At 48.1% G+C, this 25628-nt stretch carries 33 protein-coding genes and 1 tRNA gene; 18 read left to right on the forward strand and 16 right to left on the reverse strand.

Translation table 11 applies throughout. From position 1 onward, the window contains the following. Positions 1–43: 43 nt before the first annotated feature. The 8 genes from ASJ33_RS00375 to tatA all read right to left on the reverse strand — a co-directional run bounded on the left by ASJ33_RS00375 (position 44) and on the right by tatA (position 5594). The gene (locus tag ASJ33_RS00375) at positions 44–1078 is read right to left on the reverse strand and encodes an FAD:protein FMN transferase (RefSeq protein WP_023652921.1); all 1035 of its coding nucleotides are present in this window, start codon (positions 1076–1078) and stop codon (positions 44–46) included. Positions 1079–1154: 76 nt separating this feature from the next. Further along, complete coding sequence (locus ASJ33_RS00380; RefSeq protein ID WP_023652922.1) at positions 1155–2348, reverse strand: 4Fe-4S binding protein; 1194 nt, start codon at positions 2346–2348, stop codon at positions 1155–1157. Between the two features lie 190 nt (positions 2349–2538). Beyond that, the gene (locus ASJ33_RS08595) at positions 2539–2661 is read right to left on the reverse strand and encodes a hypothetical protein (protein WP_023652923.1); all 123 of its coding nucleotides are present in this window, start codon (positions 2659–2661) and stop codon (positions 2539–2541) included. Then, the gene (locus ASJ33_RS00385) at positions 2625–3776 is read right to left on the reverse strand and encodes a 4Fe-4S binding protein (protein WP_041331616.1); all 1152 of its coding nucleotides are present in this window, start codon (positions 3774–3776) and stop codon (positions 2625–2627) included. The genes ASJ33_RS08595 and ASJ33_RS00385 overlap by 37 nt, the downstream gene beginning before the upstream one ends. 154 nt (positions 3777–3930) lie before the next feature. After that, complete coding sequence (gene tatC / locus ASJ33_RS00390) at positions 3931–4719, reverse strand: twin-arginine translocase subunit TatC (RefSeq protein WP_012882711.1); 789 nt, start codon at positions 4717–4719, stop codon at positions 3931–3933. Continuing rightward, on the reverse strand, positions 4716–5003 hold the full coding sequence (locus tag ASJ33_RS00395; protein ID WP_023652925.1) for a Sec-independent protein translocase subunit TatA/TatB: 288 nt from the start codon (positions 5001–5003) through the stop codon (positions 4716–4718). Before ASJ33_RS00395 ends, tatC begins: the two co-directional genes overlap by 4 nt. A 66-nt stretch (positions 5004–5069) precedes the next feature. Further along, positions 5070–5306: a twin-arginine translocase TatA/TatE family subunit gene (locus tag ASJ33_RS00400; protein ID WP_012882713.1), complete on the reverse strand. Its 237-nt coding sequence runs from the start codon at positions 5304–5306 to the stop codon at positions 5070–5072. Positions 5307–5396: 90 nt separating this feature from the next. Next, the gene (gene tatA, locus ASJ33_RS00405; protein WP_012882714.1) at positions 5397–5594 is read right to left on the reverse strand and encodes a twin-arginine translocase TatA/TatE family subunit; all 198 of its coding nucleotides are present in this window, start codon (positions 5592–5594) and stop codon (positions 5397–5399) included. Positions 5595–5820: 226 nt separating this feature from the next. Between tatA and folP the strand changes: the two genes are divergently transcribed. From folP to ASJ33_RS00450, 9 genes are all read left to right on the forward strand, one after another. Beyond that, entirely contained in the window at positions 5821–6669 is an 849-nt protein-coding gene (gene folP / locus ASJ33_RS00410; RefSeq protein ID WP_041331617.1) for a dihydropteroate synthase, read from the forward strand. Further along, the gene (gene folK / locus ASJ33_RS00415; protein WP_023652927.1) at positions 6660–7190 is read left to right on the forward strand and encodes a 2-amino-4-hydroxy-6-hydroxymethyldihydropteridine diphosphokinase; all 531 of its coding nucleotides are present in this window, start codon (positions 6660–6662) and stop codon (positions 7188–7190) included. The genes folP and folK overlap by 10 nt, the downstream gene beginning before the upstream one ends. Then, positions 7190–7561 (forward strand): 6-carboxytetrahydropterin synthase QueD, encoded by a 372-nt coding sequence (gene queD / locus ASJ33_RS00420; RefSeq protein WP_041331618.1) that lies wholly within the window; start codon positions 7190–7192, stop codon positions 7559–7561. The genes folK and queD overlap by 1 nt, the downstream gene beginning before the upstream one ends. Before the next feature lie 123 nt (positions 7562–7684). Next, positions 7685–8698, forward strand: a complete 1014-nt coding sequence (gene recA / locus ASJ33_RS00425; RefSeq protein ID WP_012882718.1) for a recombinase RecA — start codon at positions 7685–7687, stop codon at positions 8696–8698. Between the two features lie 88 nt (positions 8699–8786). Beyond that, complete coding sequence (locus tag ASJ33_RS00430) at positions 8787–9431, forward strand: regulatory protein RecX (protein ID WP_041331619.1); 645 nt, start codon at positions 8787–8789, stop codon at positions 9429–9431. 68 nt (positions 9432–9499) lie between these two features. Then, positions 9500–11083: a ribonuclease Y gene (rny, locus tag ASJ33_RS00435; protein ID WP_023652930.1), complete on the forward strand. Its 1584-nt coding sequence runs from the start codon at positions 9500–9502 to the stop codon at positions 11081–11083. A gap of 11 nt (positions 11084–11094) precedes the next feature. Further along, positions 11095–11865, forward strand: a complete 771-nt coding sequence (locus tag ASJ33_RS00440; protein WP_041331620.1) for a TIGR00282 family metallophosphoesterase — start codon at positions 11095–11097, stop codon at positions 11863–11865. Between the two features lie 2 nt (positions 11866–11867). Continuing rightward, positions 11868–12731: a PHP domain-containing protein gene (locus ASJ33_RS00445; RefSeq protein ID WP_023652932.1), complete on the forward strand. Its 864-nt coding sequence runs from the start codon at positions 11868–11870 to the stop codon at positions 12729–12731. Then, positions 12728–13426: a glycerol-3-phosphate acyltransferase gene (locus tag ASJ33_RS00450; RefSeq protein ID WP_023652933.1), complete on the forward strand. Its 699-nt coding sequence runs from the start codon at positions 12728–12730 to the stop codon at positions 13424–13426. The genes ASJ33_RS00445 and ASJ33_RS00450 overlap by 4 nt, the downstream gene beginning before the upstream one ends. Before the next feature lie 29 nt (positions 13427–13455). Here the strand turns inward: ASJ33_RS00450 and ASJ33_RS00455 are convergent, their stop codons facing one another. From ASJ33_RS00455 to ASJ33_RS00465, 3 genes are read right to left on the reverse strand one after another with little or no spacing between them, the layout of a single operon-like run. After that, a complete protein-coding gene (locus ASJ33_RS00455) occupies positions 13456–14127 on the reverse strand; it encodes an endonuclease III domain-containing protein (RefSeq protein ID WP_041331621.1) in 672 nt (223 codons plus the stop codon). Next, positions 14109–14552, reverse strand: a complete 444-nt coding sequence (tsaA, locus tag ASJ33_RS00460) for a tRNA (N6-threonylcarbamoyladenosine(37)-N6)-methyltransferase TrmO (RefSeq protein WP_023652935.1) — start codon at positions 14550–14552, stop codon at positions 14109–14111. The genes ASJ33_RS00455 and tsaA overlap by 19 nt, the downstream gene beginning before the upstream one ends. Before the next feature lie 54 nt (positions 14553–14606). Continuing rightward, positions 14607–15854, reverse strand: coding sequence for a homocitrate synthase (locus ASJ33_RS00465; protein ID WP_012882726.1), 1248 nt, complete (start codon positions 15852–15854; stop codon positions 14607–14609). Between the two features lie 160 nt (positions 15855–16014). On the opposite strand from ASJ33_RS00465, the gene ASJ33_RS00470 reads away from it, so the two are divergent. From ASJ33_RS00470 to ASJ33_RS00505, 8 genes are all read left to right on the forward strand, one after another. Then, positions 16015–16506, forward strand: a complete 492-nt coding sequence (locus ASJ33_RS00470; protein WP_041331622.1) for an HIT family protein — start codon at positions 16015–16017, stop codon at positions 16504–16506. 144 nt (positions 16507–16650) lie between these two features. Then, positions 16651–16923, forward strand: a complete 273-nt coding sequence (locus tag ASJ33_RS00475; protein ID WP_041331623.1) for an AbrB/MazE/SpoVT family DNA-binding domain-containing protein — start codon at positions 16651–16653, stop codon at positions 16921–16923. After that, positions 16920–17234 (forward strand): YbjQ family protein, encoded by a 315-nt coding sequence (locus tag ASJ33_RS00480; RefSeq protein WP_041331627.1) that lies wholly within the window; start codon positions 16920–16922, stop codon positions 17232–17234. The genes ASJ33_RS00475 and ASJ33_RS00480 overlap by 4 nt, the downstream gene beginning before the upstream one ends. 16 nt (positions 17235–17250) lie before the next feature. After that, positions 17251–17442, forward strand: a complete 192-nt coding sequence (locus ASJ33_RS00485) for a PLD nuclease N-terminal domain-containing protein (protein ID WP_012882730.1) — start codon at positions 17251–17253, stop codon at positions 17440–17442. 3 nt (positions 17443–17445) lie between these two features. Beyond that, a complete protein-coding gene (locus ASJ33_RS00490) occupies positions 17446–18387 on the forward strand; it encodes an ABC transporter ATP-binding protein (protein WP_023652940.1) in 942 nt (313 codons plus the stop codon). After that, entirely contained in the window at positions 18384–19145 is a 762-nt protein-coding gene (locus ASJ33_RS00495; RefSeq protein ID WP_023652941.1) for an ABC transporter permease, read from the forward strand. Before ASJ33_RS00490 ends, ASJ33_RS00495 begins: the two co-directional genes overlap by 4 nt. Before the next feature lie 34 nt (positions 19146–19179). Then, positions 19180–20520, forward strand: a complete 1341-nt coding sequence (locus ASJ33_RS00500; RefSeq protein WP_041331629.1) for an InlB B-repeat-containing protein — start codon at positions 19180–19182, stop codon at positions 20518–20520. A 91-nt stretch (positions 20521–20611) separates the two neighbouring features. Then, positions 20612–21055, forward strand: coding sequence for a PPC domain-containing DNA-binding protein (locus tag ASJ33_RS00505; protein ID WP_023652943.1), 444 nt, complete (start codon positions 20612–20614; stop codon positions 21053–21055). Positions 21056–21220: 165 nt separating this feature from the next. Here the strand turns inward: ASJ33_RS00505 and ASJ33_RS00510 are convergent, their stop codons facing one another. The 5 genes from ASJ33_RS00510 to ASJ33_RS00530 all read right to left on the reverse strand — a co-directional run bounded on the left by ASJ33_RS00510 (position 21221) and on the right by ASJ33_RS00530 (position 24664). After that, positions 21221–21388, reverse strand: a complete 168-nt coding sequence (locus ASJ33_RS00510; RefSeq protein ID WP_012882735.1) for a desulfoferrodoxin FeS4 iron-binding domain-containing protein — start codon at positions 21386–21388, stop codon at positions 21221–21223. 32 nt (positions 21389–21420) lie between these two features. After that, positions 21421–21630 (reverse strand): hypothetical protein, encoded by a 210-nt coding sequence (locus tag ASJ33_RS00515; RefSeq protein WP_023652944.1) that lies wholly within the window; start codon positions 21628–21630, stop codon positions 21421–21423. A 124-nt stretch (positions 21631–21754) separates the two neighbouring features. Then, positions 21755–21830 (reverse strand) — tRNA-Glu (locus tag ASJ33_RS00520). A gap of 49 nt (positions 21831–21879) precedes the next feature. Next, positions 21880–22905 (reverse strand): N-acetyl-gamma-glutamyl-phosphate reductase, encoded by a 1026-nt coding sequence (argC, locus tag ASJ33_RS00525; protein WP_041331630.1) that lies wholly within the window; start codon positions 22903–22905, stop codon positions 21880–21882. Positions 22906–22960: 55 nt separating this feature from the next. Next, the gene (locus tag ASJ33_RS00530; RefSeq protein ID WP_023652946.1) at positions 22961–24664 is read right to left on the reverse strand and encodes a cation:proton antiporter; all 1704 of its coding nucleotides are present in this window, start codon (positions 24662–24664) and stop codon (positions 22961–22963) included. A gap of 154 nt (positions 24665–24818) precedes the next feature. On the opposite strand from ASJ33_RS00530, the gene ASJ33_RS00535 reads away from it, so the two are divergent. Continuing rightward, positions 24819–25592 carry an MBL fold metallo-hydrolase gene (locus ASJ33_RS00535; RefSeq protein ID WP_041331631.1) on the forward strand — a complete coding sequence of 258 codons (774 nt, stop codon included), beginning with the start codon at positions 24819–24821 and terminating at the stop codon, positions 25590–25592. The last annotated feature ends 36 nt before the right edge of the window (positions 25593–25628 follow it).

Consider the following 25628-nt stretch of genomic DNA (forward strand, 5'->3'; position numbering starts at 1 on the left):
TTTGGTCAATTGTCCTCATTTTAATAATACCTTTATCAATGAATCAGGTACCGAGATGTTCGCTAAGGACACGGTAACCGCTGGTTGTATAGCTCTTCAGGTCTTTATCTATCAGCAGAGCTTCTGCCCCGTCCAAACTTTCCAGCAGTTTAAGGGTCTCGTCTACCCCCATTACCATAGCAGCAGTAGCTAAAGCATCCGCCAGCAGGGTATCACGGGCAATGACCGTGGCACTGCACAATTGCTGCGGTGAAAAACCAGTGCGGGGATCAATGATGTGGTTATACTTGTAATCCGGAGTGAATGCATTTTCATAATCACCGGAAGTGGCCATGCAGGCATTTGAAGACTGGATAACATCATAGTAACCGGTATACGCTCTGGGGTGGGTGATACCCACTTTCCAAGGCTGGCCGTCTTCGCGCATGCCCTGAAGAGCCAAATCTCCGCCGGCTTCAACTATTATCTGGCTGACGCCGCGTCCGCGCAGATAGGAGGTTGCCATATCTACAATGTAACCCTTGGCAATACCATCAAGAGTAATAGCCATACCGTTCCTGCCCAAGACTATATCTTTGCCCTTGATAGACATTTCACGGTAATCAACCAGGTATTTTACTTCATCAAGCTGAGAAGAAGAGGGAGGCAGCTTGGTTTTAGCGAAGCTGTCCTGACAAAGGTCCAACGCAGGCAGTACTGTGGGATCAAATGCCCCGCCGCTAAGTTCGGCACAATACTGGGCACTGGAAAGGACCGAGACAAATTCGCTTGAAGCGCCTATAGCCTGACCGCTTTTGTTCAGGCGGTAAAGTTCTGAGGTAACATCAAAGCGGTTAAATACAGAAGACAACCGTTCAATTTCAGCAAAAGTATCGTTAACCTTGGCTTTGGCATTGTCCTGGCTACTGTCTATCAGAGTAATTGTGATATATGTACCCAAAAGAGCTTTGGTCTCAGAATACTGACATTCAGCCGCAGAGGTTATCAGCTCTTTAACACCCAAACCTCCGGCAGCCAAAACCCCAGCTCCCACGGCCGAAATCCTGATAAAATCTCTTCTGGTTAATTTATTCTTCACGTTATTATCCTCCACGGCACTAAACATCCAAAAAATCATGTCCGGTGCTGTAAAAACTTATGCTTTTTATTTTTAGCTATTTGCTGGAAAAATTCTTAACCAGCCCAATAGTGCTTTTCCGTATTTTAAGTATTATATCCATGGTAGCGCCTACAGGGCAGAGATAATGACACCAAAAGTCATGTATGAAGAGAGACACGCCCAGAGTAGCTATAACCAGAAGCCACTGGTCCAGCGCACCCTTCAGACTAAAGATGGTATTCCATGGCTCAAATACTGCCATTTGAGGGGACTGGAAAACTAAAACCAACACTACTATCAGCCAGAGAATGACATAGCGGGTGTTACGCATGGCAAGCTGAGTGCGGGTAATGGGACGGGTACGGCCGCCGCCGATAAAGTTAAGGCCTTCCTGGATGGCAGAGAATGGGCACATCCAGAAACACCACAGGTTTTTACCGAAAACGAGCGCAGCCCCGATAATACCGAACACCATAAGATAGAGAAGCATATTGCTCTGCCAGCTGGGAGCAAAGCCGGTGGGGAAGACGATAAAATTCACCAGGCTTAACGGCACAGACAGCCAGATACCGAATACTGCCAGCCCTATCAGCAAACTCATATAACGCAGTACATGTACCTTGCGTAAAGCAGGCACCATCCGCAGGGCAAATACGGACACAATGCCGGCAATAAAGAATACCTCGGCCAGCCCGAAATTAATAGGTTCAGGGGGGACGGGGTAGGGGTTGCCAAGCTGTTCGGAGAGTATCAGACGGCCTTCGCGGACACCAGTATCAACACCGGTTGAGGAACGGGTAGCCCCGGAAACCGCGTTTATATCTTCATTAAGCTGTAAAGGATCCTGATAAGAACGTCCGATAAACTGGGAAAAATAATCATTGGCGGCAAGTCTGTTGTACCAGGCAGGGGTATCGTTGGTTTGGGGTACATCCATTGCCAAAATAACGCCTTCGTTGCTCCAGGCAACTACAACCGTCATAGGGCCAGCATAACCCAAACCCTTGCCGGAAGTAACATAAGCAATCTGATTGCCGGCAGAATCAAGGGCGGCAAAGAGATAAAGATCATCTGATGCACGGTCAGCCAGTTTTTTAAAGCTGGAGGCTTCAGGGATAACTTTTGATAGATACTGCTCAACATCAGGCGAAGCAGAAACCTTGCCTATCACTCCGGCTATAACTACAGAGATAATGGCAAATATTATAAGCGCTTTTTTACCGTGTAGTTTCCAGAAACTGCTCTGCATTTAATGACCGCCTCACTTTCTGAGACACCTTGCTACTCGTCCATGTACCCCAGAAATGAATGTTTATTAACGACTATTATCAGATAAATAATTCACTGATAATAGTACAACTAAATAGTAAGTTTATCACGCATATATTTTGTTGGCAAGCTCAGGCGGGTACCAGAGACTCCCGTTTAAACCTGAAAATTCAGTCTATCAGCCCTGACGCTTTTACAAATATGACTACCAGACTGAACAGCGCACAGAATGACACCATGACAGTCAGAAATATATCTATCGCCTTGCTTTTTTCTTTAACAGGCTTTTCCATTTATTCCCCACCCATTTACGCACCTTGATTATTATATCCAGTGAAGCCCCTACAGGGCAAAGATAATTGCACCAGAAATTGTAGAACAGCAGAGCACCTACCAATGTGGCTATCATGAGTATCCATTCCTGGAAATCCCCTTTCAGGCTGAAAAGTAAATTCCACGGCTCAAAACCTGATATATTTGGCGCTCTGAATATAAACACCAGCATCAATGCCAACCAAAGCAGCGAGTAGCGAACCCACTTAAAACGTTTCTGGGCATTGGCGGAAGGTGAGACACCTTCTCCGATAAAATGAAGACCTTCCTGAACAGCAGAGAAAGGGCACATCCAGTAACAGTAGTAATTTTTGCCGAAGAGAATAGCCAGCCCCAGTATCCCCCAAACTACAATATAAAAGATTATGAACTGCTCAAGGCTGGGGGCATAACCTACCAGAAAACTGGAGATATTGTTCAGGCTAAGGGGTACTGAAAGCCAGATACCCACTATAAAGAAGCTGTAGGCAAGAGCCAGATAACGGGCATATTTGGGGTTTTTAAACGGCCTGAAAGTGCGCACCCAGAAAACAAAGACCAGCCCCAAACATACCAGCAACTCCGGTAAACCGAATTTTATACCGGGCAGGGGGTCTTTATAGTCCGAACCCAGCTCTTTTACTATCAGAAGCCGCCCGGCCTTGACAGCCATGGCTACCCCGTTTGAAGAAACAGTAGACCCTGAAACAGCATCTATATCTTCGTGTATCTGGATAGGTTCTTCGTAACCGCGGCCTATATATTGTTCAAAAAAATGTCTGGCTTCAAGAACCCGCCACCAGGGAAGGTCCTCGTGCTGAACGGGAACTGATATCTGCTGGATAATACCGTCAAGACTCCAGTCAAGGGCAACCAGCAGAGGGCCGCCGTAACCCTGTCCCTGTGAAATAGTAACGTAGCTTTCCATCTGGCCTTCATCGTCCAGTATGCCGTAAAGCACACCCTGACTGGTAGCCATCAATTCGGTATATTCGGAATCTGCAGACACAACCTGAGGAATGTATTCCTTGTAGCCTAAATCCTGGTGGGTAAAACCATACAAAGCGGCAAGCCCCAAGCTTAACAAAGCCAGCAATGTAACTATCCTGCTGCGATTTGAAATAACCCTATTGAAATATTTCAATCATTTACCCTTCAAACCGGGTATATAAGGAGAGAGGCTTTATTCAAACCTCTTTAAATACACCTAGTTTACTCTAATCTATTAGAGAAATTCAAATCGTCAAGGATTACTTAGACTCGCTTACTTCCCTCTTCTTGCGGTAAACCAGTTTGGACAGCCAGATGGATATCTCATAAAGAACTATAAGCGGACCGGCCATAATAGTCTGATTTACAGGGTCAAAGGTAGGTGTAATGAGAGCGGCAATGACAAAAGCGATTACTACCCAGATTTTGCGTTTGGAGGCCAGCCACTGGGGAGATACTACGCCCAGTCTTGCCAGCACCATAATAATGAAGGGGGTCTCAAATATGAGTCCGAGCGCAATAAGTATTCTGGTGACTACATTCATATAGTCTTTTATACCAACCACAGTGAGCACAACATCATCGCCCCAGTGCAACAGTATGTTTAAAGCAGGCGGCAAAGCCACATAGTAGGCGAAAGCCAAACCAGCCAGAAACATTACGGTTACAGCCGGTATGGCAATAAAAATAAACTTCTTTTCGTTGCGGTTTAGTGCCGGAGTAATAAAGGCAATCAGTTGATACAGTATGTAAGGGGAAGCAATAATGAAGCCTGCCCAGAGCGATACGTTAAAAAAGACCGAAGCATATTCCATAACACCCAGCTGGGCCGGTTTGAAATCAGGACCGCCGGGGGCAGTTAAAAAGCCTATTATGGGGGTAGCAAAGAAAAAGGCCACCATAACACCCATCACCAAAGCTATTATGCCGCGAGTAAAACGCTGGCGAAGCTCGTTAAAATGCCCACCGATAGGCATTTTGCCCTTGGCTTTAGCTTCTTCCGGTGGTTCCTCTTCTTCTACTTCAGGAGTCTCGTTTTTGCTGCTCACGCTTTACCACCGCTTCCGGGTCCGTTTAGAAAATTTTCAAGTGATTTGGATTTGCTGGTGGTACTGGTAGAACTGCCGGTTTTCTTTTTACTGGGAGAAGCCAGATTTTCAGCATCTATAGCTCTGGTAAAATCTCTGGTCATTTCACCGGTTACCTTGCGGAACGAATTAACGAACTGTCCGATTTGGCGGGCAAACTCAGGTATCTTGCCGGGCCCGAAAATAAGGGTGGCCACAATAAGCACGATAATAATTTCACCGAAGCCGATTCCCAGAAAATCCATAATTTAACGCCTTAATCCAAATTACTAGCGAATTTTACTTTTTAGCCTTATACAAGATATAAGGGCTTAAGACTCTTTTTTAGTCTCAGCTATCTTTTCATTTATTTTGGCGGAAACTGCATCATCCTCAAGTTTTTTAACAACCTTCGGTTTGGGAGTTTCTTCTTCAAAGTCGTTCTTCTTGCGGATATTGTGCAGGGCTTTACCCAGTGATTCGCCGATTTTGGGAATACGGCTGGCACCAAAAACCACCACAATCAGAAGTACGATAATAAGTATCTCTATTGGGCCAATCTTAGGCATAGCCTACCTCCTATTTAAAACCTTTTAAAGGTTCACAAAACAAATCCCTTCGTACATGCGGGGAAGGGGATTATCATGATTATATTTGGTCTATTCGGATTTTTCAGCAGGCTTGGTTTCTTCCTTGGTTTCTACTTCTTCTTTTTCTTCTTCACCGGATGAAGCTTTTCTGAAATTCCTGATACCTTTGCCGATAGCATCGCCAACCTGAGGAAGCTTGCCTATACCAAACACCACTACAACCAAAAGAACAATGATAAGTATTTCCATAGGACCGATCTTAGGCATGTGTAACCTCCTAAATTAAACCTGAAAATGAGCTTTTGATGAGGCTAATTGCAAGTATAACAAACACTCACAACCAACGTTCTATGATACTCGCTAAAATTTAGCTTGTCAAACTACATAAAAAATTAGTTCAAACCCAGCAATGCTCGAAAATTGCGGCTGGCTTAGAGCTTTTTCTTGCTCCCCGGGGCATTTGCTGAGATAATCATCACAGAGGAAAATGGTGATGAATTTACCCGTTGGAAAACCCGAAAGCAGCTGCTTCGGCACAAAGCGGTTTGGCTGGGGGGAGCGCACCTATATAATGGGCATAGTAAATGTCACCACTGACTCATTTTCAGGTGACGGACTGGGTGCCGACCCCAAAGCGGCACTTGAGCAGGCCCGCCGTTTTGCCAAGGAAGGGGCAGATATACTGGATATCGGCGGTGAAAGTACCCGCCCGGGCAGCCAGCCGGTAAGCATGCGGGAAGAACTGGATAGGGTAATACCGGCGGTCAGGCTTATTTCCCGAAATCTGGATATACCCGTAAGCGTAGATACCTACCGGTATGAAGTGGCGGAAGAAGCCCTGAAAGCCGGTGCCTGCATAATAAATGATGTCTGGGGGTTAAAAAAAGACCCTTCCCTTTTTGAGTTGGCAGCCAAAAGGCCTGCCGGCTGGGTAATAACCTCCAACCAGCGGGAAAACCCGGCAGAAGATATAATGGCGACAGTCACCCGTGAACTAAGAGAAACTGCCCTGAGGCTGCTTGGCTTGGGTGTACCCGCCCAAAATATTATTATTGACCCCGGGGTGGGGTTCGGCAAAACTCTGGAGCAGAATCTGGAAATTGTCCGCCGTTTGTCAGAACTGAGATCCCTTAATCTGCCTATACTGCTGGGCACTTCCCGCAAGTCCCTTATAGGGCAGGTGCTGGACACCCCGCCGGACGAAAGGCTGGAAGGGACGGCCGCCACTGTTGCCCTGGGTATAGGGGGAGGGGCGGATATTGTAAGGGTGCATGATGTCGCCTATATGAAACGGGTCTGCCGGATGAGCGATGCTGTTATAAGAGGTAAAATATGGAAATAATCTATTTGGGGCTTGGGTCAAACACAGGTGACCGGGAAAAATATCTGAAAGATGCCCAGACCCGTCTTTCGGGAAAAATCATTATTAGAGGCCTTTCATCAATATATGAAACCAAACCGCTGGACTGCCCTCCCCAGCCGGATTTTCTGAATATGGTGATAGAAGCCCATACAGAGCTTTCACCTGAAGACCTTCTGGCGTTTATCCAAAAGGTGGAGACAGAAATGGGGCGAAGCCCCAACAGCCATAACCAGCCCCGTATAATAGATATAGATATCCTGCTGTATGGACAGAAGCGCTTAAATACTCCCGCCTTGACTATACCTCATCCACGCCTGACTGAAAGAGCTTTTGTAATGCTGCCACTTCTGGAACTGGCAGCTGATTTTATCTATCCGGGCAGCCGCTTGAGCCTGTCAGACTTGCTTGAAGAACTGCCGCCCGGCCAGTCTATCCGCCTGTTTTCCCGCCTGCCGCAGGATGGCCCGGATAGGGAAGAAGATGATGAGGAGGACAATTAATGTATTACCTGAGCGTAAAAAGGCATTTTGAAGCCGCCCATTTCCTCAGGGGATATAAAGGCAAGTGTGAAAACCTGCACGGCCACCGCTATGAAGCAGCCCTGAAGGTAAGGGTAAGCAAACTGGACGAATGCGGTATGGGGGTTGATTTCAAGTTGCTCAAAACCAGTCTGAGTGAGGTTTTGCAAAGCTACGACCATACCTGCCTGAATGACTTGACACCCTTTGACAGCCAAAATCCCTCAGCTGAAAATATAGCCAAAGATATATATAACAGACTCAAACCGGTTATCACCAAGAATGGCGCAGAGCTTTATGGGGTAGAGGTCTGGGAATCACCGGACAGTTCTGTGCTGTACCAGCCTGACTAACCCCACCCTTGACTAAAGGTCTGGACAAGACCGTTTTCACGCACGCCAAAGGGCTGAAAAGTCAAGGGCTTATTGTAGAATAACTTACTATATGCTATCATTTTGACTAGAAAACGAGGCGAAATGACCACGGAAAAAGATAAGGCACTGGAACTCACTGTCGGTATAATAGAAAAACGTTTTGGCAAGGGTTCAATAATGAAACTGAGTGACCCTTCCTTCCGGCAAACAGTTGAGTTCATCCCTACAAGTTCACTGGCACTTGATATTGCCCTGGGCGTTGGCGGAATTCCCAGAGGACGGATAGCTGAAATATTCGGCCCTGAAGGCTCCGGCAAGACTACTCTTGCCCAGCATATTATTGCCCAAGCCCAAAAAATGGGCGAAAAAGCCGCCTATATAGACGTGGAACATGCCCTTGATCCTAAATACGCTTCAACCTGCGGGGTTAATCTGGATGAGCTTTTAATATCTCAGCCGGATACCGGTGAGGAAGCGCTTGGTATTGCCGAAGAGTTGGTGAGAAGCACCGCCATAGGGGTTATAGTGATTGACAGTGTGGCAGCGCTGGTACCCAAAGCCGAAATAGAAGGCGACATGGGTGACTCACATGTAGGTTTGCAGGCCAGACTTATGTCTCAGGCACTGCGGAAATTGACCTCTTCCATCGGGCAAACCAGAACGGCCGTTATCTTTATAAACCAGTTGAGAGAAAAAGTGGGTGTCATGTTCGGCAATCCCGAAGTCACCCCCGGCGGCCGGGCGCTTAAATTTTACAGTTCGGTGCGTATAGATCTAAGGCGCATAGAAACCATCAAGCAGGGCACCATAGCAGTTGGTACACGCGTAAGAGCCAAAGTGGTAAAAAACAAGGTTGCTCCTCCTTTCAGGACAGCCGAGTTTGATATCATGTTTGACTCTGGTATCAGCCGCGAGGGCAACCTTATTGATTTGGGCGTAACCAGTGAAGTTATAAGGAAAGCAGGGGCTTTCTTTTCCTACGGTGACATTCGCCTGGGGCAAGGCAGAGAGAGCGCCAAAAACTATCTGGCGGCAAATCCAGATCTGGCGCAGGAAATTGAAGAAAAAATACGTGCCTCAGCAGTCACCCTTTGCAGTATTGGCGATGGCGATTAATCCCTAGCTTTACGTAAAAAGGCAGTCGGTTTGTATTTTGGGGCTGAGGCAGAATATGTCTCGGCTTTGTCTTTTTTTGGGGGATTATATGCCAAGCATAACGGCAATAAGAAAAACCCGAGGTACTAACCAGAGGTGCAAAATATCTCTGGACAACAAGGATTTCTTCAGTCTGTCTCATAGTGTGTGTGAAAGGGAAGGCCTGAAAATAGGTCAGGAACTGAGCTTAAGTCAGATTGAAACTCTGAAGCTCATAGATAATTGCCAAAGCTGCTATGAGGCAGCCATGGGCTATTTATCTTATCGCCCGCGCAGCCAGTCTGAACTGGCCCAAAAACTGGTGCGGCGGGGGTTTAGCAGTCATGATATTGATTCCATACTAGCCAAGCTGAAAGAACAAGGATTGGTAAATGACCAGGCTTTCGCCCAGTTCTGGAATGACAACCGCCAATCATTCCGTCCCCGCAGCCGCAGCTTGACTTCACTGGAACTCAAGAGAAAGGGTGTATCCAGCGAGATAATTGAAAACGTGGTAAGCACAGTTGATGAATTGGACAGTGCTTACAGGGCAGCCATAACCAAGGTGAAAACCCTGCCCAAAGATAATTACCACCTGTTCCGCCAGCGCCTCAGCCAGTATTTGCTGCGCCGCGGATTCGGTTATGAGGTAATTAACCGCACCGTTTCCCGTCTGTGGGATGAATATGGAAACGGCTCAACAGACGAATTTTAGGTCTTAGATAGTCACGGCTCTCTGATACCCCCGTTGAAGAGAGCTTCTAAAGAAAGGGGTTTACATATATGTTTGAGTTTTTCATGGAGACAGCGCCGACAACAACTACCGGCCTGCCTTTGTCTGCCATTCTGGCAATCTTTTTTAGTTTTATTATAGGTATTGTATTCGGCGGCATGGCCCTTTTTGTATTCAGGGGCTTTATAATGAACCGCCAGCTCCGCATCGCCCAGCGAAAAGCAACCAAAATGCTGGCTGACTCTAAAACGGAAGCTAAAGATGTGCTGGTGGAAGCCAAACACGAAGCGGACAAGGTCCGCAATTCCGCCGAGTCTGAGCTTAAAGAACGCCGTTCTGAACTGGCTAAACAGGAAAACCGGGTTATGCAGAAGACCGAAGCCCTGGACCGTAAGCTTGAAAATCTTGAACAGCGCGAACAGTCTTTGACCAACCGGGAAAAAAGTATTGACGAAACCCAGTCTCAGATTGAAGAAATACGCACAGCCGAACTGAAACGTCTGGAAGAAGTGGCCAACATGACTACTGAGCAGGCCAAATCAAGTCTGCTTGAAATGCTGGAAGGTGAAATGCAGCAGGAGACCTCCCGCCGCCTGCGTGAGTGGGAGATAAAAATAAAAGCCGAAGCAGATGAAAAAGCCCGCGAAGTTGTTTCCCAGGCTATCCAGCGTTGTGCCTCTGATGTAGTTACCGAAACTACCACCAATGTCGTACCCTTGCCAAGCGATGAAATGAAGGGCAGGCTGATTGGCCGCGAAGGCCGCAATATACGGGCTCTGGAGCAGGCCACCGGCGTAGACCTAATTATAGATGACACTCCGGAGGCAGTTACTATCTCCAGTTTTGACCCGGTAAGGCGTGAAGTTGCCAGACAGGCACTTTCAAAACTTATCATCGACGGGCGTATTCATCCGGCCCGTATTGAAGAAGTGGTAACCAAAGCCAAAGAGGAAGTAGAAGCCGCTATGATAGCTTCCGGCGAACAGGCCGCTTATCAGGCAGGCGTTCACGGACTGCGGCCCGAAATAATCAAAGTAATGGGACGGCTGAAATACCGCACCAGTTACGGACAGAATGTTCTTCAGCACAGTATAGAGGTAGCCCAGATGTCCGGTATGATAGGCAGCGAGTTGGGTGTAAATGTTACCCTTGCCAGACGGGCCGGCTTCCTGCATGACATAGGCAAAGCGGTTGACCGTGACGTGGAAGGCACCCATACCCAGATAGGTGCGGATATGGTTAAACAGTGGGAAAAATCACCCGAGGTTATCAAGGGTGTGGCTGAACACCATTTTGACACTCCCACTGTCTCCATCTGGGGTTTTATAGTATCCGCCGCAGACGCCATTTCTTCGGCCAGACCCGGCGCCCGCCGCGAATCACTGGAAAACTATATCAAACGCCTCAAGGCCCTCGAAGAAATTGCCGACAGCTTCAAAGGGGTTGAAAAATCCTTTGCCATACAGGCCGGGCGCGAAGTGCGCATCATGGTTAAACCTGACGAGATTGATGACCTGGGTGCTATGCGGCTGGCCAGAGATATTGTCAAGAAGATTGAAGACGGGCTGGAGTACCCCGGACAGATTAAGGTTACCGTTATCCGGGAAACCAGGTCCGTAGACTTTGCCAAGTAAAGCGGGTAGTGATGAAAATACTGGTAATCGGTGATGTTATCGGCAAGCCGGGGCGGGATGCCCTGCGGGATATCTTGCCGGGGCTGAAACAGGAATACAAGATAGACTTCACCATTATAAACGGAGAAAATACGGCCGGGGGGATTGGCATAACCCCGGCCACTGCCCAAGACCTTATTTCGGCCGGGGCAGACGTAATCACCACCGGCAACCACGTCTGGAAGCACCGTGACATAGCCACGGTAATGGAGGATGAGAGCCTGCCGGTTATCCGCCCCTTAAACTACCCTCCGGGCGTACCCGGACAGGGTTATGTCCTTAAAGACAAGGTTTTAGTGGTAAACCTAATGGGGCGTACCTTTATGTACGATATAGACTGCCCATTCCGCAGTATTGATGCTTTGCTTTCCAAGCTGAATTTCAAACCGTCCGCTATTATTGTAGATTTCCATGCGGAAGCCACCTCAGAAAAAATGGCCCTGGGCTTTTATCTGGACGGACGGGTAAGTGCCGTTCTTGGCACCCATACCCATGTGGCCACCTGTGATACCCGTTTGCTGCCTAAAAACACCGCCTATGTCAGCGATATAGGCATGGTAGGACCTATTGATTCCATAATAGGGGACGAACCGGATTCGGTTATCCAGCGTTTCCTGACCGGCATACCCGGCCGCCTGAGTGTAGCCCAGGGCAGGGTGATGCTGAATGCCGTAGTAGTCACCGTCAATACCAAAACCGGACTGTCCACAGGTATAGAACGCATTTACCGGGAGATAAGCTAGAAATGTCTTCCAAAGTAGACCTGCATATTCACACCACCGTTTCAGACGGTGTCCACTCACCAGAGAATATTGTTGCCAAAGCCGCCAAAGTTAATATGGAGTATATTGCCATATGTGACCATGATAATCTGGGCGGGGTTGGCATTGCCTTAGAAGCTGCCCGGAAGTACCCCAAACTAAGGGTCATACCCGGCGTAGAGATAAGCACCGACTACAGCGGCGGGGATGTCCATATTCTGGGGTACTTTGTAGATTACAAGGACCCTTTTCTGAATGAGACTCTGACCGAAATGCGCCGCTCCAGAGTGGAACGCGCCCGTGATATGGTAATAAAACTTAACGGCCTGGGTATGGAAATAAGCTGGCAGAGGGTTTCGGAAATTGCCGGCGAAGGCACGGTGGGGCGTCCGCATATTGCCGCTGCTATGCTTGAAAAAGGCTATATCCAGAACATGGGCGAGGCTTTTGACAAGTTCATAGGGCGGGGAGGGCCTGCCTATGTAGAGCGGATAAAAATGAGCCCCGAAGAGGCGGTTCATCTGGTACTTTCCTGCGGGGGCATACCGGTCATGGCTCACCCCCTGACTATAATGGACCACGAACCCATGGTGGAACGGCTGGTAAAGGCCGGGCTGCTGGGCCTTGAATGCCACTACGGGGGTTTCAACCCCCAGCAGATAGACGGGCTGGTAAAGCTGGCAGCCAAACACAACCTGCTCACTACCGGCGGCAGCGATTACCACGGTCTGGACGAACTTACTGAAACACCCATCGGCGAGGCGGAAGTACCCATGCAGGATGCCAAAAAGCTGATTGCCAAGGCCCGCCAAATAAAGGCCAAAGGGCTGGCGGAGGATATGGAATGAGCCTTGTATTTATAATCATGGCTATAGCCGGTTATCTGGTAGGGGCTATCCCCATGGCCTACCTGCTTTCCCGCTGGCGCAGGGGTATAGATATACGCCGTTACGGCAGCGGCAATGTGGGAGCTTCCAATGTGATTACTACTGCCGGCAAGAGACTCGGTCTGGCCGTTTTTGTGTTTGATGTTTCAAAAGGGGCTGTTATGATACTCATGGCCGGCTCTTTTGGGCTGGCACTCTGGCAGCAAATAATAGTCGGCCTGTTTACCATTGCCGGGCACAACTGGCCGGTCTTTCTCCGTTTTAATGGAGGGAGAGGTATTGCCACCTCTTTGGGAGTAGCTCTGGTGATGGCACCGGTTCCGGCCTTAATAGCTTTGGGAACAGCACTTGCCTTCGGCTTTTTCAAAAAAATGGCTCCTGGGGTGTTTCTGGGGGTAGGGGCATTGCCGTTTATGTCCGGGTATTTTTACGAATTCTTTGGAGTACGGGAATACCAGACCATTACCTGGGGTTTCATAGGTATTTTTTTTATTATGATTGCCCGCCGCCTGATGGCACCTGACAGTGAATACTCGCATACCGTTTCCAAAGCCGAACTGGTATTTAACCGCATTTTTCTTGACCGGGATATTAGAAACCGCTCTGTCTGGATAAACCGGAATTCTTCTGTTGCTGAAGAAAGCCCTGGCGCTTAATAATCGCGGGCTTCAACTGCAGAGAAAATTTATCCGCTGGAGCTAAATTTACAGACAGCTTTTAGTACACACCCTTTGCAAACAGGCTTGACCCTGCAATGCTCTTTGGCGTGCCTGACTATGAGAGCATGGTATTCGTTATAAAGAGCGGCATCAGCGGCCAGATTTGACGTAAAAAGCCCTTGAAGACGGTCATAGCCAGCTTCCTTTTCCGCCAGACCCAAACGGCTGAAAATCCTTCGGGTATAAGCATCTATAACAAAAACGGGTTTCCCGCAGGCATATAAAAGAATGGAGTCTGCTGTTTCCTCACCTACACCCCACACTCCCAGAAGTTCCTTGCGAAGAGTAGTGCCATCTGAATATGGCAGTTTATCAGCCTGTCCGCTATAACTGGCCTGAAGCCAAGCTGATAAGGCTTTCAGTTTACGGGCTTTTACATTAAAGTAACCTGATGAACGGATAGCTTCGGCCAGATAGTATTCATCTGCCTCCAATATAGCTTCCGGTGAGAGCAGGTCAGCCGCTTTTAATCTTGAAATGGCTTTTTCTACATTTGTCCAGGCGGCACTCTGGGTAAGTACTGCACCCGCCATCATCTCAAAGCGGCTTTCAGCCGGCCACCAATGCTGAGGGCCGTATTTTTTTAACAGACAGCGGTATATATCAGTAAGACTTGGGGTTAAACTGGCTTGATCCAAGGTGCTATCATCGCCTCTTTATCAGAATCATAATCCATTATAAAAGGTTTGATATCTAAAACCGGCGTACCGTTTATGGCATCCAGCCCTTTGACTTTAAGTACATTGCCTTTATGCTCAAGCAGTCTGACCAGCGTCTTAGCGATAGGATTCGGGCGGAAGGGAGAGCGGCTGGCAAAAACTCCTATTTTACCGAATTCCTTTTGACCTCTGGGATAAACAAGGAGTGTCATACCCTCGGGCTGTGACTGATGGGGAGACCAAATAATATTAAGGTGGGAAAATTCCTCTATACGCTCAAGTCCCTCAGCCAATTCCAGATTTATATGTATTTCCGAAACCACATCCCCCCATTTAAAAGTCTGGGCAGGCTTTGCGGTAATAGTATTTACAATAGTGCCTACAGGTCTCATTTGTATATTCATCTTACCCTCCAAATGAAAAAGGGGATTTAAAATCCCCTTTTTAAATCCGGCTTTTTAGTCATTCATAAGCGGTGTCAGGGTAAGCAAGCGGCGGCTTATCTCCGGATATTTGGCAATAAAGATAAGCTCATCCTCCACCAGAGGTTTATGGGCCTCTACGTTGGCATAACGTACCAGTTCCAGTATCTTGTTAGCCTCATCTTTATCTTCGGGCAGTTCTACAGACATATTGCCCATAACGTGGCGGAAGCCTGAGATGCCGCTGTACTGGCCGGCACATATTTCACGCCCGGTTTCCACCATCAGGGCTTCGCCCCGTCCCAATTCCTCGTAGCCGTAAAGCTCGTAGTTCTGGGAGTCTTTGATAACACCGTCAGCATGTATGCCGGAGGCATGGGCAAAACAGTTGCGTCCCACACCCGGCTGGTTAATAGGTATCTCCACATCAAAAGCATACGAAGCAAAGCGGGCTATCTTCCAGGCTTTGGAAAGGTCTACTTCATGGCCCAGCTGATATTTTTCACCAAAACCCTTGGATTTAAGAACAGCCAGCAAGAAAGCCACCAGATCCGCATTTCCCGCCCGTTCGCCAATTCCGTTTATAGTGGTATTTACGTATACATCCTGACCGCCATCAACCACGCCCTTGGCACCGGCCAGAGAATTGCCTATAGCCATACCCAAATCACCGTGGCAGTGAATCTCTATGGGCATTTCCACTTTTTCTGACAGAGTACGGGCAGTTTCATAGATGGTAAAGGGGTTGTCATAACCCAGAGTATCACAATAACGCAGACGGGCAGCACCCGCTGCTTTGGCGGCCTTGCCGAACTCAATCAGATTTACTATGGAAGTGCGGGAAGCATCTTCGGCATTTACACCCACTGTCTCAGCACCTTTGGCATAAGCGGCATTGACAGCTACAGTCATATCATCAATTATATCGGTAAAAACCTTGCGCCCCTGAAACTTGCCGTTTATCATCTGTTCCGAAGTGGATATGGACAAATTCAGATGTTTAAGGCCGGGTGCCCGGCGAAAAGCCAGATCTACATCAGCCACGATAGCCCGTATCCAGCCTTCCAGACGCAGATTCTTGATAACGCCCATTTTGGCCAGCTCAAGGTTGGCTTCAACATAACCGCGCTCATGTTTGGTGGTGGGAAAACCGAACTCAGACTGGAATATACCCATTTCATCCAGATACATATTTATCAGGGTCTTTTCCAGCTTCGAAAGGCCGAGACGAGCCGTTTGGACACCGTCTCTGTTGGTTACGTCAATTATAAAAATTTTTCCCACGTAATTATACCCCCTGTAATAGATGCGCTAAATAAAACATTTTATCATAGCCTGCTTCACCTCACAAACTCCCATATCTATTTTATTTATTATATGATTCAAAAAACCTTTGACTTAGGTGATTTTTACGTTTAAAATCATAAACAGACAAGGAGCTGGCATGGATAATTTATGGGCACCCTGGCGGGCAAAATATATAGAAAAAGCAGTCAAAAACGAAGATAGCGGCTGTATATTCTGCACTTTTCCGGCTGAAAGTGAAGACCGGAAAAACCTGATACTTTTCCGCGGCAAATACAACTTTGTTATCCTGAATGCCTTTCCTTACAATGCCGGACACCTTATGGTTGTACCCTTTCGCCATACTTCCGCCCCGGAGGAGCTTCCCGAAGAAGAACGCAATGAGCATTACCGTCTGGTCTGCCGGGCGGTCGCCATCCTCAAAAATGAGTACAAGCCTGAAGGCTTCAATATAGGCATGAATCTGGGACGGGTAGGCGGTGCCGGTATAGACAAACACATCCACACTCATATTGTGCCCCGCTGGAACGGGGATACCAACTTCATGCCGGTCATAGGCCAGACCAAAGTCCAGAATGAATCCCCGGCAGATACCTACCGCCGCCTTAAACCCGGCTTCCAGTCCGTTTAAATAAGCCCGTTTTTATAAGCTAACCTTAGCTGCTTTTTAAAAAATCTGCTCATCAGGTATTGCCTTTTAGTAATACTTGTTATACTATTCATACTAGTAGGATATGTATTATTATCCCCAGATATTTAAACGGGAGGCAGTGGAATGAACCCACAACAGATGGAAATTTTTTACGGTTCGGGTTCGGTGGGAGCTAAGGGGCAGATAGTCATACCGGTAAAATTCCGCAAAATATTCAATATCCACCCCGGAGACCAGGTGATTTTCATGGGAAACCCCCAGCAGAATGCTTTTGCGGTCATGAGGGCTGACCAGCTGTCTGCCATGCAGAGCCAGCTGGACCAGGCAAGAGCCCAGATACAACGGGCTAATGCCGAATTGGGAAACGAAACAAAAAAGGAGACCAAAACCAAATGATACTTACCAATACCGAAGATGTAGCCGGACGCAAGATTATCAAAAACCTGGGGCTGGTAAAAGGAAATACTATTCGCGCCAAGCATCTAGGCAAAGATATCATGGCCAGCCTGCGCAGTATTGTGGGCGGTGAAATTGAGGAATATACCCAAATGCTGGATGAAGCCCGGAATGAAGCTTTAAAACGCATGGAGGCTGAAGCCAAGGAAAAGGGGGCTAATGCTATTATCTGCATCCGCTTTTCAACCTCGGCGGTTATGCAAAACGCTTCCGAAGTAATGGCCTACGGCACAGCCGTAATAGTGGAATAAAAGGCGGGAAAATAAAATGGATATTAACTGGGCACTTATTGCACCCTTGATTGTCCTCCAGCTGATACTGCTTATTATAGCGGTAGTGGATTTAGTCAAACGCCCCAAAGTCCGCTGGAATAACAAGTGGGTCTGGGCAGTGATAATTGTATTTGTAAACATTATAGGCCCGATAATCTACCTGACTCTGGGCAGGGAGGAAGACTAAACCTTGGATGCCATACTTTGCCAAAAGCTGACCAAGAAATTCGGTGGTTTTACCGCCCTGGACGGGCTGGACCTTGCAGTTGAAAAAAACCGGGTTTTTGGGTTTTTAGGCCCGAACGGGGCAGGTAAGACTACCGCCGTCCGGATGCTGACCGGTCTTTCCCAGCCAACCTCCGGCAAGGCTTACGTATCCGGCGAGGAGGTAACACCACGAAACCTGTCACTCCGCTCCAAGATTGGCTTTCTGCCGGACGTACCTGCCTTCTACGGCTGGATGACAGGACGTGAATTTATGCTTTTTTCAGGTGAACTCCACAAATTAGCTCCCAAAGATAATAATCTGCGGGCAGATGAACTGCTGGAGCTGGTAGACCTTAAAGAGGCCGGCAAACGCCGGGTGGGCGGGTACTCTCGGGGCATGAAACAGCGGCTGGGTATTGCCCAGGCCCTGGTAAATAAACCCGAAGTGCTCTTTATGGACGAACCCACCTCTGCCCTTGACCCTATGGGGCGGAGAGATGTGCTGAACCTTATTGAGCGCTTAAGCGGGGACACCACTGTTTTCATGTCCACCCATATACTTTCAGACGTGGAAAGGGTATGTGACCGGGTAGCTATTATAAGCGAAGGCAAACTGATAACATCCGCCAGCGTGGAGGAGCTTAAACGCAAATACTCCACTTCGGCTTTTGAGATACAGTTTGAGGAAGAACCCACCCCCATTCTAACCCAGCTTCTGAAAATGCCTTATGTCAAAACAGCCGAGGTACGAACCGAAGGTGACCTGAAGGTGGTGTATGTTCAGGCCAGTGACCTTGCCAAAGCCAAAACTGAAATACCCAGCATAATTGCCCAAAGCGGGCTGACCCTGACCCATTATGAACTTACCACCCCCAGTATTGAAGATGTATTTATCCAGCTTGTAGGGAATGGTGCGAAGGCATGAGCGGACTGATACCTTTATTTAAAAAAGAACTGAAGGAGCAGTGGAAAACCTATAAGGCACTTATAGTAGCCATTGCCTTTGCCTTCTTCGGCATATCCACCCCGCTCATTCTGGCCTACCTGCCCCAGATTATTGAGATGAGCGGGCAGGGGGGCGACATCCCGGTAGTTATGCCTGACCCCACTCCCCTTATGTCCATGCAGGAGTTTGGACAGACCATGCTTCAAGTAGGCGTGCTTATCTGCATACTGATTGCCATGGGTGCAATTTCCGGGGAACGGGAAAAAGGAACTGCCATGCTGACTTTGTCCAAACCTGTCAGCCGCGGGGCATTTGTAATGTCCAAGTATCTGGCCCTTGGGTTGCTGGTACTTGTTTCCATGCTGTTTAGCGCCGGACTATGTTACTGGTACACCGTTATGCTGATAGGAGACTTTGCATTTATGCCATTTTTGGGCAGCACTATGCTTATGACCCTGTTTTTGCTGCTCTGTTTGGCAGTTACCCTGTTTTTCTCCAGTTTCTTTAAAAGCTCACTGGCTGCCGGCGGCACTGCACTAGTACTCCTAATAGCCCAAGGTTTGGCTACCCAGCTGCCCTGGATAGGCAAATATCTGCCCGGCAACCTTTCCAGCTGGTCAGCGCGGATTCTTTCAGACAGCGGCGACCCAGCCTGGGGAGCACTGGTTGTAAGCATAGGCATTATTGGTATTTGCTTGTATTTCGCCCTTATCAGGCTGGAAAGAAAAGAGTTATAATAGGGGGAGAAAATGCGGAGAAAGGTGGAAGGATATGGCTGAAAAAGAGCTTAACCCTGAACCCGAAAATTCCAGAGAACCCCTTGACGAAGACTTTGAGCCTGTAGGCAAAAATATAGAATCTTCCAAAGGAACCCGTGATACCGAAGACGAATATAAAGAACCTCCGCTGGAGCCTGAAACTCCGGCGGAGGTTTCACAATCAGAAAAAATACCCGGCTATTACTTTTATCGCCGCAAAAAGGCTCAAGCCAAGGTAAAGAGCAAGCACTCCAAAATGCCTGCTTGGTTTAACATAAGCCTGGCGGCACTGATTGTACTGGGCATAATATTCGGCGGCTGGGGACTTGCATCCGGGCACTTCCCTCCTTGGGGTATGAGTGTTGATGTCTCCATTTCCCCGGTGGGCGGAGGAAAGGTAAACTTAAGCCCGGACAAATCTTCTTACAGCAGCGGCTCAAACGTAAACTTAAATGCTGTTGCAGCTGCCGGTTACCGGTTTGACCACTGGAGCGGAGATTTGAGCGGCAACAGTCCGTCCGTAAGCCTCAGCCTCAATTCATCTAAAAATATTGTGGCTAACTTTGTAAGGCAGTTTCAGCTTAACATAAGCACATCCCCTCAGGCCGGAGGCAATCTAAGCACAATAAGCGGCAATTTTGATGCAGGAACTATCATAGACATAACAGCTAATCCTATGCAGGGTTACCGTTTTGACCATTGGAGCGGAGACATAAACGGTACCAACCCCACAATCAGCTTCATAATGGACACAAATAAAAATATTGTGGCCAATTTTGTGCCCCTGCTTCTGCTTACCATCAGTATCACCCCGAATGCTGCCGGTATTGTCACTCCCGAAGGGAATTACTTTGATTACGGGGCCAGTATCACCCTGACAGCCCAGGCTGCTCCCGGCTACCAGTTTATAGGCTGGACAGGGGACCTGACCACTAATTTAACTACAATTAACATTACTATGGATAAAAACTATACCTTAACCGCCAACTTTGCACCTGTTATTCAGACAGTATCTCTGGTTATGCCCAACCGTATCGGTGAATCCACCTGGATAAGCTGGAGCAAAGAGCTTTTAAAAGACCAATATATAGTTATCAATTCCAGTCTGGCAGGTGCATTTAATTTATCTGACTCAAGCCACCTCTGGCGGGTAGAGGTATTCCGCCCGGATGGAGAACATATTGAAAACTGGTTTGGCGACTACTGGCTGAACCCGGAACATGTCTTTGCCTTTACCGCCCAGATAAGCGGCACCTATATGCTGAAAGTATCCCATTACAGTTCATTTATAAAAGACTTAAATATGTCGTTCAGTCCCGGAGGCTGGGTAATAACCGGCTATTCCTGGAGCTGAAGCAAAGTTTATCAGTTCATTACTTCAGACCGGTATAGATGGAAAACTATGCCGGTCTTTTCGTTCACATCTATAACCTAAGGAGAGAAGAATGAAAGCCAGTCAGGGAAGTATAGGAAGAGTATTTATAATACGGCTGGAAGACGGTGACAAAGTACCATCCTGCCTGGAAGATTTTGCCCTCACCCAGCATATAAGCCATGCCCAGGTAGTTCTGATTGGCGGTATAGAGGGAGGTCAGGTAGTGGTAGGGCCGCGCCAAAGCCGTGAGTACCCGCCTGAGCCGGTTCTGATACCGCTTGACGGAGCACATGAAGTGGCCGGGGTAGGTATAATAACGCCCGACGAAAGCGGTAACCCCAAGCTGCATATCCATGCCGCTCTTGGGCGAATGGGTAAAACTACTACCGGCTGCCTGAGACCTGGGGTAAGTACCTGGATTGTGGGCGAAGCGGTTATGTATGAAATACTGGGGGCAAAGGCTGCCCGCCGTTTTGATGAAAAAACCCGGTTCAATCTGCTGCAACCCGAATAACCGCTGCCAAAGCCCATACCGGTGTCTTTTCCGTGAAGGATAGATTAACTTGATTTGAACAGCAGGTTATAAAAACATTTGTCTGCCGGTTGTGGCTGGTTGGCAGAAAAGTAGCGGAGACCTGCTGTTCCGCTTGAAAACTTGATAAACACTGAGAATCAAAAGTTATTCACCGCTGGAATCAGGCAGGTTTACCGGGGCTTTATATGAATCTTCTATCCGTTTCATTTCCTGCCCGCAGCAGACCAGCGTACCGCCGCCCACCTTGATAACCCGCACAATATTGCCGCATATATCGCATTTGTAGGTTTCACCCAGCTGTTTTACACCCATTCCCGGAAGCCTCCGTTTCGTTAAGAATACAGCTAGTCTTTTTTAACAGGTTTGATAATTATTTCTTCTTCGTATTCTTCGGGTTCGCGGATAAGTTTGAAACCCAGCAGAAACAGCCCCATGAAAAGTATCCCGCCCACAATAAAGAGCGGCCAGTAAAGTATACCTGCCAGCATGACAAAGAAACACACCAAGAGGACAATAGTATAGGCTACAACATGTGTACGAAAGTATTCCAGCATATCTGTTACCTCCCGTTAAAGGACTGTATGTATATATTATACCAGTCCGCTTAAGAAACATAGCCGGGAAATAAACCATATTTAACCTGCTGTAGGTTAAATATAAGATAACCGAGGAATAAATTGGTACCCCCAAGGGGATTCGAACCCCTGTTGACGGCGTGAAAGGCCGCTGTCCTGGGCCTCTAGACGATGGGGGCACACAGGGTAATCAGTATAGCAAAACTGCAGGTGGCTGGCAAACTGAAGCTATGGCAGGGCTGCCATAGCTTCCAGACCTGCACTTTCATCCAAGCCCAGCATAATATTCATATTCTGTACAGCCTGCCCCGCCGCACCTTTTACCAGATTATCTATGCAGCTTATAACTACCAGCCGTTCATTCAGGGCATCTACCACCGGGTGAATAAAGCACATATTGGTACCGCGGGTATAACGGGTGTGGGGCGGCTCGGCGGTTATCTTCACAAAAGGCTCATCTTTATAAAAACGGTGGTAAATCTCTTTGACTTCTTCGTCTGTAACCGGCCGTTTCAAACGGGCATAGGCACTTGAAAGTATACCCCGGCTCATGGGTATTAGGTGAGGGCAAAAAGTAATCCGCGGGATTACCCCTCCACCAGCGTAAGAAAGTTCCTGAACTATCTCCGGCTGGTGGCGGTGAGAGCCAACAGAATAAGCGCAAACATCTTCGTCTGCTTCACAAAATATATTTTTGGCAGTAGGGGTCCTACCAGAACCGGAAAGCCCGGACTTGGCATCTATAATAGCACTTGGCTCTATCAGATCCATTTTAAAAGCAGGGGTAAGCCCAAGTATGGCAGAGGTGGGGTAACAGCCCGGATTTGCCACCAGACGGGCGCTGGCAATATCCTTACGCTTAAGTTCAGGCAGACCATACACCGCTTCGGGAAGAAGCTCCGGGCAGGGATGCTCAAACCCGTACCATGCCTGATAAAGTGACGGGTCTTTCAGCCGGAAATCAGCGCTGATATCTATTATCCGTATTCCTTTTGCGAGCAAATCCGACACCAAGACCGCCCCTTCCTTGTGGGGCAGAGCCATAAAGACAATATCCACCTGCCCTTCCAGATTTTCGGTAATAGGCAGATTGAGACGGTGAAGGTAAGGAAATGCATCCGAAAGCTTTTTGCCGGCCAAACTCCGCCCGGTTACCGAACAAAGCTCTACCGAAGGGTGACTTGCCAGAATACGGGCAAGCTCCAGCCCTGCATAACCGGTTACATTTATAATACCTGCTTTATATTTCTTCATCTGCTTATCCCTTTAAAAGATGTTAAAAGTATAACATATCCGGCCGAAGCCGAAGCTACTCATTTTTACCCATATTCCGCAGGCTGTTTAAAATGTACTGGATTTCAATGGTAGTCATACCGAAGCGGTGCATGGCATGGCGTGAAAGTTCCAAACCTACCTCAAACTCAGGCTGGACTACCTCGCTGACACCCATTTGTTTGAGTTTTGCAGCCTGAGTGTCACTGGTCACCCTAGCTACTATATCCAGCCGCGCATTTATCTTGCGGGCATTTTTAACCACCTGTTCGGTATCCGCAAAACCAGGCATAGCACAGATGAGCAAACGGGCTTTCTCTAAACGGGCAAACCTGAGTATTTCGGGATTGGCGGCATCTCCGTATATGGCAGGTGCTTTCTGGCGGCGAAGTTCGGCAATGGTTTGGGGGTCTAAATCTATAACCAGAAAGGGGAAATTGCGGCGGTTCATCACCCGGGTCAGAGTCTTGGCAACACCCCCCTGCGAACAGATAACCGCATGGTTGGAAATGTCTAAATCCATAAACTCCGCCTGCCCGGAGGTACGCAGGCTGACCAGTTTGCTTGCCAGCGGCCACTGGCTGACCTTTCTGTAAGCCGCACCGCTGAAACTTAAGGCAAAAGGGGTGATTATCATGGTAATAACGGCACTGCTGATGGTAATGGCATAAATACTGTCAGAAATAACTGATGATGCCAGACCCACCCCGGCCAGTACAAAGCTGAATTCACCTATCTGCATCAGACCGATACCGGTAGTAAATGAGGTCTGGAAAGTATAGCCGAACAGCCATGGCACTACCCCGGCCACCAGACTCTTGATGACCAGCAGGAAGACAACTACCAGCAGAACCAAGCCCATATTCTCCACTGCAAAATTAAGGTTTGCCAGCATACCCAGAGAAACAAAGAACAAAGCCCCGAAAATATCCCTAAGGGGGATTATATCTGCCAGTGCCTGCTTGGCATACATGGATTGCCCAATAAGAAGCCCTGCTATAAATGCACCTACTGCCGGTGAAAGACCCAGCGCAGTTGCCCCCATGGCCGCCCCCAGAGACAGGGTGATAACAGACAGAAGAAAAAGCTCATGGGAATGGGCAGCCACTCTACCCAGCAGACGGGGGAAAACCCAAAATCCCAAAGCAAACATAACCAGAATAAAAGCCGCCGCTTTGGCAAAGGCAACACCTATTGTCAGGCCGACGTCTCCGCCTTCACTCCCCAAAGCCGGTAAAATAATCATCAGGGGAATAAGGCAAATATCCTGCACCAGCAGGATGCCCAGCATCACCCGCCCGTGAGGGGCTTCCGCCTCACCTCTGTCCATAAGTATTTTAAGGACTATCAGGGTAGAGGAAAGCGAGACCATAAACCCGAAGAAGATAGAGGCATTTATATCCCAGCCAAGGCCTCTGCCCAGCAAAAACCCAAACCCGGCGGTAACAATTATCTGGATAAGACCGCCCAGCACCGCCACTTTTCCCACCCGCTTCAGCTCATCCAGCGAAAAATCAAGACCAAGGGTAAAAAGGAGCAGAATAACCCCGACTGTAGCCATGGATTCAATAACGCCCGGAGACTGCACCAAACCGAAACCGTTTGGGCCTATGGCTATACCAGCCCCCAGATAACCCAGAAGAAGCGGCAGTTTGAAACGGCGTGCCAGTAAACCGGCCAGAACGGCCGCTATAAGCACAATAATTAAGTCCAACCCGAAGCTGGAGCCTAATTCTTCCAAAGCCCTCTCCTTATTCGGGGAAAATCAGGGATGCAATATTCTAACACATAGACCCGTACTTTCTACACAAGCTCTTGTAACTGATGTCCCAAGATAACCAAAATATTTTATGAATTGGCATTTGGGGAAATAATGTCTATACTAAGTGTTTGATATGAACTATACCGAAGAAACCAACAGCCTCACTTTTCTGGGTACAGGCGGTGCCAGATTTATGGTCAGCCGTCAGATACTGGCTTCGGGCGGCATCTGGCTGAACCTTGACGGCAAACGGTTCCTGATTGACCCCGGCCCGGGCAGTATTGTGCAGGTATGCCGTTTGGGTTTAAACCCGGAAAACCTGAGCGCTATCCTTTTGTCCCACCGCCATCTGGACCACTCCGGTGATGTAAACGTGATGATAGAGGCCATGACCCAGGGCGGCTTTAACAAAAACGGCCATTTTCTAGCCCCTGAAGATGCCCTGGATAATGAACCGGTTATATACTCGTATCTAAGGCCGTTTTTAAATAACCTGACTGTGCTTGAGGAAGAACACGAATACAATCTGGACGGGATAAAGGTTTTCACTACCCGGCGTCATCAGCACCCGGTGGAAACATACGGATTTATATTTGAATCTTCCAATCACCGCATAGGTTTCGTAAGCGATACCCGCTATTTTGAGGAAATACCCCAAATCTACGCAGGCTGTGACGTTCTGATAATAAATGTTGTTCTTAGGGAATCTATAGAACGTATTTACCATTTGAGCATAGCTGATGCCGCCAGACTGATTACAGGGGCTAAACCCAAAACAGCCATACTTACCCACTTCGGTCTGCAGCTTTTCCGGGCAGACCCGGCCAAGATGGCAGCCAAAGTTGAAACCGAAACCGGTATACCCGTCATAGCCGCTGTAGATGACCTGCTTTTCAAGCTGGAATAATGCCCGTAAACAATTTATTTTTGCCAGAATTCGCCC

Origin of the sequence: Dehalococcoides mccartyi, from assembly GCF_001889305.1 — a bacterium.
Taxonomy (GTDB): domain Bacteria; phylum Chloroflexota; class Dehalococcoidia; order Dehalococcoidales; family Dehalococcoidaceae; genus Dehalococcoides; species Dehalococcoides mccartyi_A.